This is a genomic window from Vibrio sp. Isolate23, assembly GCF_022398095.1.
Classification (GTDB): domain Bacteria; phylum Pseudomonadota; class Gammaproteobacteria; order Enterobacterales; family Vibrionaceae; genus Vibrio; species Vibrio coralliilyticus_A.
Genome location: NZ_JAKEUV010000001.1, coordinates 303,827 through 318,284, shown reverse-complemented (window position 1 = coordinate 318,284; position 14,458 = coordinate 303,827). Strand labels below are relative to the sequence as shown.

Below are 14,458 nucleotides of genomic sequence, written 5' to 3'. Positions count from 1 at the left end.
AATATTGGACTCTGGGCTATTTAAGAGTTATTGATACTTATTGAATATTACTTCCCCCAAATCCGCAACAACTTTGTCTCGCTCCTCAAGGGATGTTTCACTTTTTCTCACATACATCGAAATGAGCAGTGGGGAGCGAGTATCAGACCACGCCATGGAAATGATACCCCGGACACCATAACTGCTTGCACCGGAGCGATCCGCGATTTGCCATCCTTGAGGCAAAGAGGCTCTAAGTAGTCCATCTGCGACTTTGTTTCCTTCCATCCAAGCTAACAACTGCTGCTTTGATGTGTCAGAAAGCGTGTCACCAAGCAAGAGCTCTTGTAAGCTTTTCGTCATTGCATTGGTGGTGGTTGTGTCCCTGTCATCACCAGCCACATTGAGAGTCAAATCCGGTTCGTATCGATCGGAGCGGAATGTCTCGTCCCCTATTGAACGCATAAACTTTGTTAAGCTCAGTGGGCCACCAACGGCTGATATTGCATAGTTAGCCGCTGTGTTATCACTATATGCTGTTGTTGCATCACAGGCTTGCTTCAAAGAAAAGTCTTTCCCTACATAATCTTGAGTGATTGGAGAGTACTCTACGATATCTTCTTTACTCAACTTGATGCTATCAGCAAGTGATAATTGCTGATGATCGACTTTGTATAATACATTTGCGCACGCTAGGGCTTTGATAGTGCTGTTGAAATGAAATCGCGTGTCACCATTTATAGACTCCATTTCGTTTGAGCTCGTATCTAAAACCGTGACCCCGACTTCCCATCCTTTTTGCTCATAATATTGAACTCTCTCCTCCAAATCAGACGCTAGTGCGTTTGTTGACATCAATAAAAAAGTTGATAGAACGGCTAAGCGCGCCGATGTATAGCTATAAGGTTTTTTCATAATTAGTTATTTCGAGTGTTAATCAATCTATTGTATCTAAGTTTTTAGTGGCTTAGGAACAGTCTTCATGCAAGAAGAAGGGGACGCATTATCAGGAACATCGCTACACATGGGATGATCAAGATACTCCAGAAAGCCTTATTTGCTATTGGAATGCCTTTATGGGCAGAAATTACGACTCTTAACCCCAAAAGCACATGCACTAATAAAGCTAAAACACCTAAGCTATAGTGCACGACCAATCTAACATTCCATGGATCTTTCATTAGACCCGGAGCATAAACCAACCAATCCCAGTTGGTGTCAAGTGATAGCACTCCTCTCCCTAAACCAAGAACGGCGGTGACGTGTGAAGCTAAAAAGACCATGACTAATAAGCCAGTAGCGAGTTGAGTGGTTCGGTATCCGTCACAGGCCTCTGCCGCATGCCTAGAAAGTAAAACGAATCCAGAAGCCATTTGAAAAATAAACATACCAATTAAGAAGATTTCCACGATTGGGTGTCGATAATAGTGTCTGAGATTTTCCATCAATTGGATATGAGTTTCACCGCCCCAGTTTGCAGAAAGGTGATTGATAAGGTGTGCAGTAATGAAAACAAGCAGTACGAGTGCACTTATGCCATGAGCTACTCGTAGGCCGGCAGGTATCGGCTTACTCGGTGAAATGGACGTGCTAGAAGGCTTGAGTAATACTAGCGCAGCAATTAGCCAGAACGTATAGTAAACCACTAGTTCTGCCGTCATTCCTAGGCCAATCATATAGAGAACAACCCCAATCAGCGTAAACAAAGAGGGGATGATGACGCCAAGTAGAGCAAAGTTGCGCTGTGCTTTTTCGGTATCATCCAAAGCTGGTTTCTGTCTGATCGAAATCGAGAGGTAAAGGGAGTACAACGGAGTTGTAAACGCTAGAACCAATCCTATATAAGAAAAAATGGAGCTTAGCTCGCCTACATTCCCCAAGTAAAATAATTTAAGGAACCAAGGGTAGAAAATAATGAGTAAAATCAATTTATAGAAGGGGATAGGTAATGGGCGCATTTAGTGTTCTCCTTACAAATAGATCTGCATGTTAGTGTCACATTTCTCCCCCAAACAGATCCAAATCCTTGCAATCATTTAGAACCACTTTGTGTATTTTCAGGAAAACCTATGCCACTTTCGTTGCACTTCCAAATGGGACAAATTACCAGTAAACGTTTGTACTCCTCTTTGCATCAAGCCATTGTTGAACACAGGCTAAGGCAGGGGGAAAAGTTACCTTCAACGCGAGTTCTAGCAAGGAAGTTAGGCATTGCCAGAAATACGGTGATTTCAGTTTACGAGCGGCTTGAGTTTGAAGGTTTGGTGATACAAAAGATCGGATCCGGTACGTACGTAAGTGCTGCTTCTCAGGGCAGGAAAGAACCCTTTGAAGGGCAGCCTCGCGACTACTCGTTAGGCATGTTTGGTTACAATTTAGATGATGAGCCAACAATAATGGCAGCCAAGCATCTTACCTACGACTTTACGCTTGGCATTCCTGATCATCAAAGAATAGCGAAACATATCTGGCGGCATTCTCGCCTCAGCCGCTTAGATACATTGACGCCGGAGTTTGCCTATGGTGGAGATATCCAAGGGTTGGCATGTCTAAGAGAGTCTATTTGCGAATATGTCAGGCATTCGCGCGGCGTGATTTGTGAACCAGATGATATTATTATCACTCAAGGGGGACAGCAAGCTTTAATGACCACGTTAATGACGCTTTTGTCCCCGGGAGATCAGGTTGCGATGGAAGACCCTGGCTACCCCGTTTTTAGGAAGCAAGCTCAACTGCTTGGCGCTAAAGTTGGATTTGTGCCGATGGATGGAGAGGGCGTTGTCGTAAATGCACTCCCTTCCAATGCAAAGTTATTGTACACAACGCCAAGCCATCAGTTTCCGCTCGGTTTCGGTTATTCTATGGAGAGAAAGCAAGCGTTACTTAAATGGGCAGAAACGGCGAATAGCCTAATTGTCGAGGATGACTATGACGCAGAATATCATTACCTGAATACCAATAAGCAGGCACTCAAAGCACAAGACAGCAAGGGCAGTGTCATATTTATAGGTAGTTTCTCAAAAATACTGTTTACAGGTATACGCATAGGTTACTTAATCCCTCCGAAGCCTTTACTTGAACCAATCAAGAAAATGTTGTGGCACCTTGGTCGAAGCACGTCTGTTGTCTCTCAAATTCTTCTTGATGAATTTATGCGTGATGGTCACTTTAGTCATCACTTACGGAATATGAATAAGTTGTATGGGGAAAAGTATCATCAGCTGACACAATTAATTGATGGTGTTGACGGCTTTAGCCGGATTCCAAGTCAAGGTGGATTACACATAGCGGCAAATGTCACGACGTGTGCTGTGGAGCTATCCCGCAGATTAGAATCCTTAGACGTGGCGGTATATCCAGCTGCTCATTTTTCAGTAGAAAACCAATCCAATGCTGTCTTGTTTGGATTCGGCAAGATAAGCCCACAGTCAATGGATAAAGCGTTTTCAATCATTAGACCATTAGTAAACTAGCTTCGCTTGTATCAATAATCTGCTCCCTGTCGTAAATGATTGATAAGGCCAATTACGCTCAAGATGAAGCGAGAGCAAGAAAAGTACACCACTGACATCATCTGCTCAGCCAGCGGCCTTAGTGAGGTGATTTTGTAAAATTAGGATTATTCCTATTTTTTTTATGTGGAGGAAGACCTAAGTTTGTCAGACTGTATTTGATAGGTGGCTTGCCGTTAGGCCAAGGACGTAAGGTGGGCGTTGTCCTGTAGTGTTTGTGAGCGCTCCTTCGTTGTCTGTTAGACGTTCAGATAAACTTAAAATTTTGATGAGATGGTGAATAAAAGAATGAAATTGCACATCACGTTAGCCACTATTTGTTCGTTAAGTACTTTTACGGCTTTTGCGAGCTCTGAAGCGACCATAGATAGCAAATTAAAAAATATCGTAGATGAAAATGCAGCAGAGCTGATGAAGGAATATGGTATCCCGGGCTTGGCTGTGGCAGTCACGGTAGATGGTGAACGTTACTATTACGATTATGGCGTTGCCGATAAAGAAACCAACAGCCCGATAACCAATGAAACCATCTTTGAGTTGGGTTCAGTGAGTAAGACTTTCGCGGCAACTTTGGCTGGCTATGCCGAGCAAAAGGGTAAGTTGAATATGGGGGATAAAGTTTCGGCTTACATGCCAGAGCTGAATGGTAGTCCTCTAGGAGAGGCTAAGTTACTACACATCTCCACCTATACTGCGGGTGGGCTACCTCTTCAATTTCCTAGTGAAGTGACCGATCATCAGGGGATGATCAATTATTACCAATCTTGGCAGCCTGAGTTTGAAGCGGGTGAACAGCGGAGGTATTCAAACCCTAGCATCGGTTTGTATGGTTATATCGGTGCCTTGAGTATGAAGTCTGACTACGCTGAAATGATGGAAAAGGTCATTCTCCCTAAACTTGGAATGGCCAATACGTTCGTAAATGTTCCTAGCAATTTAACGCACAAATATGCCTTTGGATATAATGCAAAGAATGAAGCAGTGCGAGTAAGCCCAGGAGTGCTTGACGCTGAAGCTTATGGTATTAAATCGACTAGTGCGGATATGCTTCACTTTATCGAAGCGAATATGGGAAAAATATCTCTAAGTGATGATATCGAGAAGGCGATAGAAAGCACACATAAAGGGTATTTTGATGTTGGCCCATTCACCCAAGCCGTTGGTTGGGAGAGTTATGACTACCCGGTTTCACTTCAAGATTTATTAAAGGGGAACTCAAGAGAGATTATGTTCGCTTCTAATCCAGTCACTGAAAGCCAATCTAGTAAACCAGGAGGTGCTGCTTGGGTCAATAAGACAGGCTCCACAGGTGGTTTTGGCGCGTATGTGGCGTATGTACCCTCTGAAAAAATTGGAGTGGTGATTCTAGCCAATAAAAGCTATCCAATTAATGAAAGAGTGGAAGCGGCTTACGACATTATTAGTGCTATAACTCAATAGATAGAAAGCGCTCAACGTTAACAGCTCAAATTAACGTTGAGCTTGCTCACACACTCTTTCCCATTCCCCGATATTGAACCGATAAAAGATCCATGAGGTGTTGAGTAACATATAAATTCACTGACAAGTCGATATACGCTTTGGTAGGATTGATGCTATATCTACGGTGATTAGAAAAGTTCAAAATCTCTATTTTTATCTGGAGTTAAAATGAAAAACAAGCACTGGTCGAAGACCACTTTGCTGCATGAAGTCGTGACGAACCCTAATATCACTATTAAGGGTAAACATAGCTATTACAGCGACTGCTGGGACGCAGGGTTTGAAGAGTCTGTCGTCAGATATTTACAAGGTGATGAGGGCAGCCGAGATTGGGAATTAAAATGGAAGGTTGATAAGTTACATATCGGTGACTTCGTGTGTATTGCGCCTGAGGTTGTGATCGTGATGGGTGGTAATAGTACCCACAGAGCAGACTGGTTTTGCTTATATCCGTTTATGGACTTTATCGAAGAAGCGTATGTTGGAAAAGGCGATACTCATATTGGTGATGGAGTATGGCTAGGCATGAGATCTATGATCATGCCGGGTGTCAATATTGGAGAAGGGGCGGTTATTGCAGCAAATAGCGTAGTTACTAAGGATGTAGAGCCTTATAGTATGGTGGCAGGTTCACCCGCTCAGCATGTAAGATATCGTTTCACCAAAGAAACCATTGATGAGTTAATGGTGCTGAAAGTGTATGACTGGCCGGCAGATAAAATTGAAAGCCTAAAAAGGTTACTATGTTCAGATGACATTGAAGGTTTGAAAAAAGCCAGCGCAGAATATGATAGCAGTGCAAGCTGAACACAAGATCACCATTATTTTTTGAACAAACAAAGGAGGCTGAATATATTCGCCTCCTTTGTTTTTGAGCTTTAAATATGATTATCAAACAAGCCAGTTAGCACTGGCTTGCCGATTTTCAATAGGGTCAACACACACGTTGGTAACTGTTGTGTTTGAGCAAAGTGAGCAGATCACCCTGGCCATGTTTCTCAACGGCTGCTCGTTGTTGATGACGAATCACTTGGTCATAGGTTGGGCGGTTAACTGACCGCAAAACACCGACTGGAACAGGAAATTCAGGATAACTCAAGTTAGCCAGAGCATAAGCATAGTTTGGGTTATCACTATTGGGTAAGTGCATCAGAAGATTAGTAGTATCGGATTCCACGACCTCAAACCCAAACCCTTTGTTGGTCAGTGCTTTGGAGTGGTGTCTGCCATACAATAAGGGTTCATTCTCCTTGAGGTAAAGCAAATGTTCATTCCTATTTGCTGGCCCGTTATAGGGCTCATGGACTTTGTCATTGAAAATAACGCAGTTCTGTAAGATTTCAACAACCGCTGTTCCAGTATGGGCGGCAGCGGCTTCTAGAACCATGGTCATATGGGTAGGATCATTGTCAGAGGTTCGTGCAAGGAAAGTGGCACCTGCAGACGCTGCTACGGCCAATGGTTTTAGTGTTTGGTCAGGCGATCCCTCTGGGCTTGATTTGGAAACAAACCCTTGCTCACTGGTTGGAGAGTATTGCCCTTTCGTTAACCCATAAACCGCGTTATTAAATAGCAAGATCTTAATATCTTGGTTGCGTCTAATTGCGTGGATAAAGTGATTACCTCCAATACTTAACGCATCACCGTCACCGGTCACGACCCACACATCCAGCTCTGGATTGGTCGCCTTAACACCTGTCGCTATCGCTGGCGCTCTGCCGTGAATAGTGTGAAACCCATAAGTTTCCAAATAGTAAGGAAAGCGAGAAGAACACCCGATACCAGAAATGAAGACGGTATTCTCTCTGGACCGTCCCGATTTTGCGAGTACTGACTGCATGGTTTTTAGAACATTGAAGTCGCCGCACCCACGACACCACTTCACTTCAACATCAGACGCGAAATCTTTGCGGTTGAGTTCATTAGTCTTCATGTTTGATTTCCTCTTGGTAATGCTGAATCGAATCTATGACATCTTGAACCTTAAATGGCAGCCCCTTAACTTGAGTGATGCTGTGTGCGTCAGTGGAAAATTGAGCTCGAATGACATTAATTAACTGCTGATTATTAAGTTCGAAGACGATTATGTGCTCATACTGACTGATGATGTCCGCGAGGTTTGCAGGAAAAGGGTTGAGGTATTGGATATGGGCATGAGCCACTGAGGCACCTTGCTTTCTTAGTTGTGATATTGCGGTTGCTATTGTGCCTTGAGTGCCTCCCCAACTAATGACTAAAACAGAATCTTGAAGATGCCCGACTAATGACTGCTCTGGTATGAAATGTTGGATATTACTAATTTTGTGGGCTCTTTCCTCGGTCATACGTTGATGATTTTCGGGATCGTGAGAAGGCTCACCTGTGATTGATTGTTTTTCTAACCCTCCAATGCGGTGCATTTTATTTTGGGTTCCTGGAGTCACCCATTCTCGGCTGAGGTAGACCTCATCACGCATATAGGGCTGAAATGGTGTTGAGTCTGAATGTGACGGTTTCGGACTTAAAGTGATATCGCCAGGGTTAGGGATGAGCCATGACTCTGAACCATTAGCTAGATAACCATCACTTAACAAAATTACAGGTGTCATAAAGGTTGTAGCAATACGACTTGCTTCTAAGGCCATTTCAAAACAATCCGCAGGTGACGCGGCAGCCAGAACGGGCAGTGGAGAATCTCCGTTCCTGCCATATAAAGAAAGTAATAAATCGGATTGCTCGGTTTTAGTTGGCAACCCTGTTGAAGGGCCACCGCGCTGAACATTAACAACCACAAGTGGTAATTCAGCCATGACAGCAAGGTTAATGGTCTCTGCTTTTAAGCATAACCCGGGGCCAGATGTTGATGTCACGCCTAGACCTCCGGCATAAGATGCGCCTAAAGCTGAGCAAGCGGCAGCAATTTCATCTTCGGCTTGGAAGGTTGTAACACCAAAGTGCGCGTAGCGAGACAAGGTATGGAGAATATCTGATGCTGGTGTTATGGGGTATGAACCTAAGAACAATGGACGTTTTAGCTTTTCGGCGGCGCATATCAAGCCTAATGATAAAGCCTCATTGCCAGATACAGTGCGGTAGAGACCATGCTTTTCAGCCACGGGGGCAACTTGATAGCATTCACTGAATATTTCTGTGGTATCGGCGTAATTGAATCCGGATTTTAGTGCCTGGATGTTCGCCTCACGAGCTTGTGGTTTATCAGAGAACTTATCATTCAACCACTGGATGGTTGGCGCCATTGGGCGATTATAAATCCAGCACACAATACCAAGCATAAAGAAATTCTTACTGCGCTTAACTATTTTTGGCGCAATATTCAGCTCAGCAAGCGATTGCACTGTCAAGCGAGTAAAGCTGTCGGCAATGACCCGGTAGTTTGCCAAACTGCCATCGGTTAATGGATCAGATTGGTATCCGGCAAGCTCAAGGTTCTTGTTATTAAAGCCATCCACATCAATAAGGACGAGTCCGCCACAGGCTAACTGTGAAATCTTGCTTTTCAGTGCCGCTGCGTTTAAAGCAATCAAGACGGAAAATTCATCGCCCGGTGTAAATATCTCGGAAGAAGCGAACTGCATTTGGAAAGCTGACACACCCGATGTGGTACCGGCCGGAGCGCGTATTTCTGCTGGGTAGTCAGGTAATGTCATTACATCATTACCTTGCTTTGATGAGTTATCTGAAAAGCGCTCTCCTAGCAACTGGATACCATCCCCTGAGTCTCCGGCAAAACAAATGACTTCGCGTTCAAGTTGAATTATCGTCATAAAACCTCTGACTTTCATTGTTCAATATAGGTATAGGTGTTGCGATTTTTTGACCAGAAAAGCAATAAGCGGCAAGGACGAATACAACTCAGAATTTTCAAGGTGTAGTGCAGTGCTGACTTATGAGATATCTAGCCTAAAAGCAAAAAGTGTTAAGGTGTGGAATTGAGCCTTGTCACGGTATACTAGGAAAGATCACGGGGCACAGAAATACATTTTTCATCACATTAGATGTGAACTTATTTCACTAATTATTGGTCAGTATGGATAAATTAAATTTATTAAAACTGTTTATATCAGTCGTTGATTTAGGCAACTTCACCTCGGCTGCGAATCAGCTCGGGCAGTCACCTTCGACTATCAGTAAAGCCATTGCAAGGTTAGAGCAAAACTTGGGTGTTCGCTTGATTCACCGCACAACGCGTCAGGTAAAGCTCACTGAAGCTGGTTTTAATTACCTAAACACGGCAAGAGAAGTGGTTGATCTTCTTAAAAACAGTGAGGAACAATTAGCTCAGAGTACGAGTTCTCCTTCGGGGACACTTCGAGTGAATCTCCCTCTTTCATTCGGCCAGCACTATATTGCTCCTCTGATGCCCGAGTTTTGTCGCCTCTATCCAGAGGTGAAGCTGGATCTTAGCTTTTCGGATGAATATACCGACATACTGGAAAGTGGCATGGACATCGCCGTACGAAGCGGAAAGCTGAATGACAGCAACCTCATTGCTAGACGGTTATGTCCTATTGATTTAGGCATGTTTGCTAGCCCAGAGTACTTACGGGAAAAAGGGCGGCCTGATAGCGTTGAACAGCTAAATGAACACAAATGGATCATGTATCGCTTTAAACAATCTGGGCGTTTACTGACCATGGTGATGACGTTCAACGGGCAACAGATAGAAATCAATCCAGAATACCAAATCACTGTAGATAACGGATACGCGATGGCCACATTGGCTAGCCTTGGAGCGGGTATCGCTTATATGCCTCATTACCTTGCGCGAGATTTAGTCCAAGAAGAAAAGCTGGTGTTAGTGTCGCAACCACAAAGAAACCCAGAACAGGCTGTATACCTATACTATCCGTGTCGTGACTTTGTGCCCGCTAAAGTGAAAGTGTTTATTGACTATGTGGTTGAAAAGCTAGAAGAGCAGGGAGAGTCTATGAACAGTAGTTGGATGTATCGAAGTGGTTAAGCGCAATAAGTGAATATCCCAGCTTTCAATTCGTTGTCATGCGCTCAATGCATGACTGTACTTAATTTCAAACTCTGACGATTTCAAAATACCCGTTATGCTTGTGAAAACATAACGGGTATGGGTTTCACTCTACGTTCTTGAAGTCAGGGGGTCACTTAAGATTCGATTTTAAGAACTTGGCGAGGCCTTGATACACTTGCTGCCCCTCAGGGGAGTTGGGAATCATTGTGTATTCAACATGTGAAAGCCCTTCCAAGATGTGGATCTCCACCGGGATTTCTTTTTCCAGCAGTTTTCGGTGTGTTCTAAGTGTGTCACTTAACAGTAGGTCTCGTGTGCCACTGACTAAGTAAGTGGGCGGGTAGTTTTCAAAGCTACCATATATTGGTGATAGATATGGTGTCTTTAGATCTGTGCCATTTGCATACAACAAAGCGGAAGCTTCTAGCCACCCATCGTAAGTGTTTAATACGCGGTCAATCCCATCTAAAGTATGGAGTGTGTCGCTGCTGTCAGAGAGATCTGACCAAGGTGAACCTGCATATAAGGCTCCCGGCATTGGCAGCCCCATTACTTGGAATTTTTGTAGTGCCGCCATACTTAGCCCGGCACCGGCAGAGGAACCGCCAATTGCGATTTTGTTAGCTGGGTATTGATTCAACAGGCTTTTATATACCTGAATAGCGTCATTGAGTGCAGCAGGGTAAGGGTGGCTTGGAGGCATTCTGTAATCCACAGCAATAACCTTTATATTGGCTGATGCAGCGATGAGTGCGCCTTCATATGCACCAAGAGGGCCTGAATTAAACACATAGGCACCGCCATGCAGATATAAGAAAACAGATTGCGGTTCTGTCTTGTCTGCTTGTGGTTGGGAGAGCTCATAGGTCAGTACGCCTCCCACATTACGCTCTGTTGCTTCAATTCCGAACCAGTCTTCTAAATTTTCTAACGTGATCCCAGCTCCATCAACAGTTTCAATTAGCTCCTGCCATTCTTGCTCATTGGTTGGTTTGTTCGCCGTAATTTCTTCAGGGTAAACGTAACCTTGCTTTATGGCGTTTTGTAGCTCTTCGCTAGCGGCACTTGGGATAGGGAACCTATCCAAGTTTGTTATTTCAGCTGCACACACGGAAGCGTAGAACAGTGCGGTTGAGGAAAGAAGTATGTTTCTCACTAATGAATACGAGACTAAACTTTGCATATAAATGGTTTCCAAGTCGTTGAGTTTATATACGGTTAATAAGACTTGGAATTAAACGTAAATAGTGAGTGGTTTCAAATCAGAGGATTCCTATTTTTAAACGCTGAAAATGTAATGAATCGCAATGTGAAGTTCATCTTTCATCTCATTTTTATTTATAAAGAAACTCTATTCAATTACGATGTTTACTTTTGTTTTTTTGTTTTAAATCTTTTAAAAACATAGGCATGCATATAAATAAATATAAAATATAAGCGATGTCATATAAAAGTCATAGGGTAGTTCTAGTTGTGAATGAGTAGGGGCGGCTAATATCGTAAAGCGACACAACATTCCGTTTGTGTCCTTTTAAAATACAGGCTAAACCTCGGAGGAGTCATGAAACGAAATGTGATGATGAAAAGTATGCTAGTGTACTTTTTGTTCTCGGCACCGTCATTCGCAGTGGAAATAAGCGCAAATAAAAACTATCAAGTGCAAAAGTATATTGGAAATGCCGAGATTTTATTTGGACCCGAAGAAAAGTTTGAAATAGAAGCAGACTCTATTTCTGAAATAGCGGGTAAAACCATTTATTCAGGTAGTGTATCTATCAAGATATTGCGTAGCGGTGAGGCTCCAGGAAAGATGGCTGAAGTGGCTTCGAGTCAAAATAATGAAGGTGCTGAGTCCCTAGAAACCATCACAGTAGAGGATAAGTATCTGATCGCTGAATCGGATCGTGTCACACTATACCGATTGGCAAATGGGGGAAACTTGTTAAAATCAGATGAGTTTACTTTGGTTCGTCGTTATTGAATTGTATGACGTACCGATAGGCTGATATTTTTAGGCCAAAACTGCAGTGAATGTAGTTTTGGCCTCGTTAATTTTAAGGTGATGACGCGGCAATAAGCTCAGTTGTTCGTGTTTACTATTGATTGCTCTTCCACTCGCTATGACTCGTACTGGCTCACTTCTATGATTGCACTTTTATTCAAAATCGCTCGACTCTGTCGTAACCTTGTTATGCAGTTAATGATGATACTCTGGGCGATGCCGACCCAGGCTCATGAGTTGTTCAGTCAAGAAGAAAAACAGTGGATAAGGGCTAACCCTGTTGTTTGGTACGCTTATCCTGATAGTTGGCCAGTCGACTTTGAGCAAGAAGGGCATCATGTTGGGTTGTCAAAAGATTATCTGGATATTATCTCTGAAATTTCTGGTTTAACGTTCCGCGCAGTGTCAGATGATACGGCCAATGGTAACAGTCAAACCGTTGACTTGATTTCGCTAGTTTCACAGCGTTTTGCAATGGAAGATAAACACTGGCTACTGACTATCCCCTATCTAAACGTTGGGGCCCTAGTGGTTTCGAAATCAGACAAAGCTACCGTTTATTCCCTTAGGCAACTCTATGGTAAAAAACTGGGTGTACTGAAAAATAATCTTTTCTTTAGTGATTGGTTAACTAAGCATCATCCCCAAATCATGTTGGTTGAATTCGAGGATGCTCTTCATGCCATCGAAGCTATTGAAGAGGGCGATGTTTATGCCGTTCTAGATACAGAACTCACGATGCGTCCAATTGTGCAGCGATATGCTCCGATGAGCCTATCCATTACGGGTAGCCTACCTGAAGCTTCTATTGGTTTGAGTATGGCTGTAGATAGTTCAAAGCCTGTGTTGCTCTCTATTTTGAACAAATCGCTTCAAGCATTGACCGCTGAGCAAACGGAGAAGATTTTTAATCAGTGGGGTAACACTCTCCAATTGGGAGTTCCTCCAGTAAAAACGGTGCTGTATTACTATCGCTACGAGGCTGTTACATACAGCATTTTAATTTGTGTGCTTTTGGTTGCCATGCGTCAGGTTTGGATAAGCCGACGACGAGCGCAAGCCAGTGAAAAGAGTAAAGCCCGTTTTCTTGCTGTAATGAGTCATGAGATTCGAACGCCATTGAATGCGGTAATGGCTTCTTTGGACTTACTTAAGCAATGTGATACACCACAACAAGAGCAAAAGTACCTAAGCTTAGCGCGGCAATCTGCGAACAACCTAATGGAACTGTTAAACGATATTCTGGATTATTCGCGTTTAGAATCTGAAAGTATGACGATTCGCAAAGAGGCTATTGATGTTGGGGAACTATTAAAGTCGGTTTGTGATAGCCATCAGCCCTCAGCAATCAACAAAGGTTTAGTGCTGAGGTTGAAAGAAAGGACTGACGCCGAAGGACTTTTCATTAAAAGTGATGCTCAACGATTAAGGCAAATTCTCCATAATCTAGTATCAAATGCGATTAAATTTTCTTCTAGTGGAGAAATTCTTATGTCGTGGGAGGTTGTAAGAAATAACAGTGAACCCTCTGTAGTCATCGATGTCCGTGATGAAGGGCAAGGTATCGAAAAAGAAGCGCAAGCCAAAGTGTTTAAAGCTTGGGAGCAATCAAATAGTGGAGTGAGCCGGAGTGGAAGTGGGTTAGGGCTATACATCTCAAACCAGTTTGCGCAGTTAATGGGAGGAAAGTTAACTTTACATAGTGAGCTGGGCAAAGGAACGCGAGTATCGCTGTCGTTGCCTTTAGAACTGGCGTCCGAACAAGAAATGCACGCTTGTTCTGTTGAACAAAGCGGTGCTCAATTTAATGATGAAACCTCTGTCTTAGTCGTTGAAGATCATCCGGTAAACCGACAACTTATTTGTGAGCAGTTGCGCTCTTTAGGATGTCATGTGGAGAGCGTTGACAGTGGGGAAGCCGCACTGGCACTGCTCGAAGATGAAAACTATTACAGTATGATTTTACTGGATTGTCATCTTCCTGGTTATAGTGGTTATCAGGTGGCTGAAAAGATACGCGATAGGGAAGAACAACTTGAATTAGATCATACTCCCATTGTGGCCATCTCTGCGCTAAACGAGCAAAAGCATGTTGAAAAGTGTTATGCCAGTGGTATGGATGACGTACTTCATAAGCCGATAAGTTTTGAAAACTTAGTTCCGGTTTTAAATAAGTGGTGTGAGCAAGCGGCCATGATGGCTGCGGCCTTGTCTTCTACACAGTTATTTACCCAAGAACAATGCACACTTGTCGAAGCCGATTTGAGATCGTTGGAACTGGCATTTAACAATGGAGACATTAAGCATCAGTTGTATTACGCGCACCGCCTTCATGGGGTTGCTCTGATGTCTAAAGATGCGGCGTTTATAAAGAGCGTCGCGCGCTTAGAGAGTTTGCTGCGAGAGAAAAAGCCCATATCGGCGCAAGAAGGCGCAGCATGGTGCAGCAAGTTAGCATGGCAAATTTTAGCCTTATCTCAGGATAAGACTGAATAATAC

General features: G+C 43.4%; 11 protein-coding genes. 6 read left to right on the top strand and 5 right to left on the bottom strand.

Annotated elements, in window-relative coordinates; translation table 11 throughout:
- Positions 1-27 precede the first annotated feature (27 nt).
- On the bottom strand, positions 28-894 hold the full coding sequence (gene bla, locus L1D31_RS01345) for a class A beta-lactamase (protein WP_239835307.1): 867 nt from the start codon (positions 892-894) through the stop codon (positions 28-30).
- Positions 895-959: 65 nt separating this feature from the next.
- On the bottom strand, positions 960-1,937 hold the full coding sequence (locus L1D31_RS01340) for a hypothetical protein (RefSeq protein WP_239835306.1): 978 nt from the start codon (positions 1,935-1,937) through the stop codon (positions 960-962).
- Positions 1,938-2,048: 111 nt separating this feature from the next.
- On the opposite strand from L1D31_RS01340, the gene L1D31_RS01335 reads away from it, so the two are divergent.
- The 3 genes from L1D31_RS01335 to L1D31_RS01325 all read left to right on the top strand — a co-directional run bounded on the left by L1D31_RS01335 (position 2,049) and on the right by L1D31_RS01325 (position 5,780).
- On the top strand, positions 2,049-3,452 hold the full coding sequence (locus L1D31_RS01335; RefSeq protein ID WP_239835305.1) for a PLP-dependent aminotransferase family protein: 1,404 nt from the start codon (positions 2,049-2,051) through the stop codon (positions 3,450-3,452).
- 327 nt (positions 3,453-3,779) lie between these two features.
- The gene (gene ampC / locus L1D31_RS01330) at positions 3,780-4,931 is read left to right on the top strand and encodes a class C beta-lactamase (protein ID WP_239835304.1); all 1,152 of its coding nucleotides are present in this window, start codon (positions 3,780-3,782) and stop codon (positions 4,929-4,931) included.
- 210 nt (positions 4,932-5,141) lie between these two features.
- Entirely contained in the window at positions 5,142-5,780 is a 639-nt protein-coding gene (locus tag L1D31_RS01325) for a CatB-related O-acetyltransferase (RefSeq protein WP_239835303.1), read from the top strand.
- Between the two features lie 127 nt (positions 5,781-5,907).
- Here the strand turns inward: L1D31_RS01325 and L1D31_RS01320 are convergent, their stop codons facing one another.
- Both L1D31_RS01320 and L1D31_RS01315 read right to left on the bottom strand, forming a co-directional pair.
- Positions 5,908-6,906 carry a 2-oxoacid:ferredoxin oxidoreductase subunit beta gene (locus L1D31_RS01320; protein WP_239835302.1) on the bottom strand — a complete coding sequence of 333 codons (999 nt, stop codon included), beginning with the start codon at positions 6,904-6,906 and terminating at the stop codon, positions 5,908-5,910.
- On the bottom strand, positions 6,896-8,737 hold the full coding sequence (locus tag L1D31_RS01315) for a 2-oxoacid:acceptor oxidoreductase subunit alpha (RefSeq protein ID WP_239835301.1): 1,842 nt from the start codon (positions 8,735-8,737) through the stop codon (positions 6,896-6,898). The genes L1D31_RS01320 and L1D31_RS01315 overlap by 11 nt, the downstream gene beginning before the upstream one ends.
- A gap of 263 nt (positions 8,738-9,000) precedes the next feature.
- Between L1D31_RS01315 and L1D31_RS01310 the strand changes: the two genes are divergently transcribed.
- Positions 9,001-9,933: a LysR family transcriptional regulator gene (locus tag L1D31_RS01310; RefSeq protein ID WP_239835300.1), complete on the top strand. Its 933-nt coding sequence runs from the start codon at positions 9,001-9,003 to the stop codon at positions 9,931-9,933.
- Positions 9,934-10,087: 154 nt separating this feature from the next.
- On the opposite strand, the gene L1D31_RS01305 is transcribed toward L1D31_RS01310, so the two are convergent.
- Positions 10,088-11,140, bottom strand: coding sequence for an alpha/beta hydrolase (locus L1D31_RS01305; protein ID WP_239835299.1), 1,053 nt, complete (start codon positions 11,138-11,140; stop codon positions 10,088-10,090).
- A 378-nt stretch (positions 11,141-11,518) separates the two neighbouring features.
- On the opposite strand from L1D31_RS01305, the gene L1D31_RS01300 reads away from it, so the two are divergent.
- Positions 11,519-11,938, top strand: a complete 420-nt coding sequence (locus L1D31_RS01300) for a hypothetical protein (protein ID WP_239835298.1) — start codon at positions 11,519-11,521, stop codon at positions 11,936-11,938.
- Positions 11,939-12,100: 162 nt separating this feature from the next.
- The gene (locus L1D31_RS01295; RefSeq protein WP_239835297.1) at positions 12,101-14,455 is read left to right on the top strand and encodes an ATP-binding protein; all 2,355 of its coding nucleotides are present in this window, start codon (positions 12,101-12,103) and stop codon (positions 14,453-14,455) included.
- Positions 14,456-14,458: the final 3 nt, after the last annotated feature.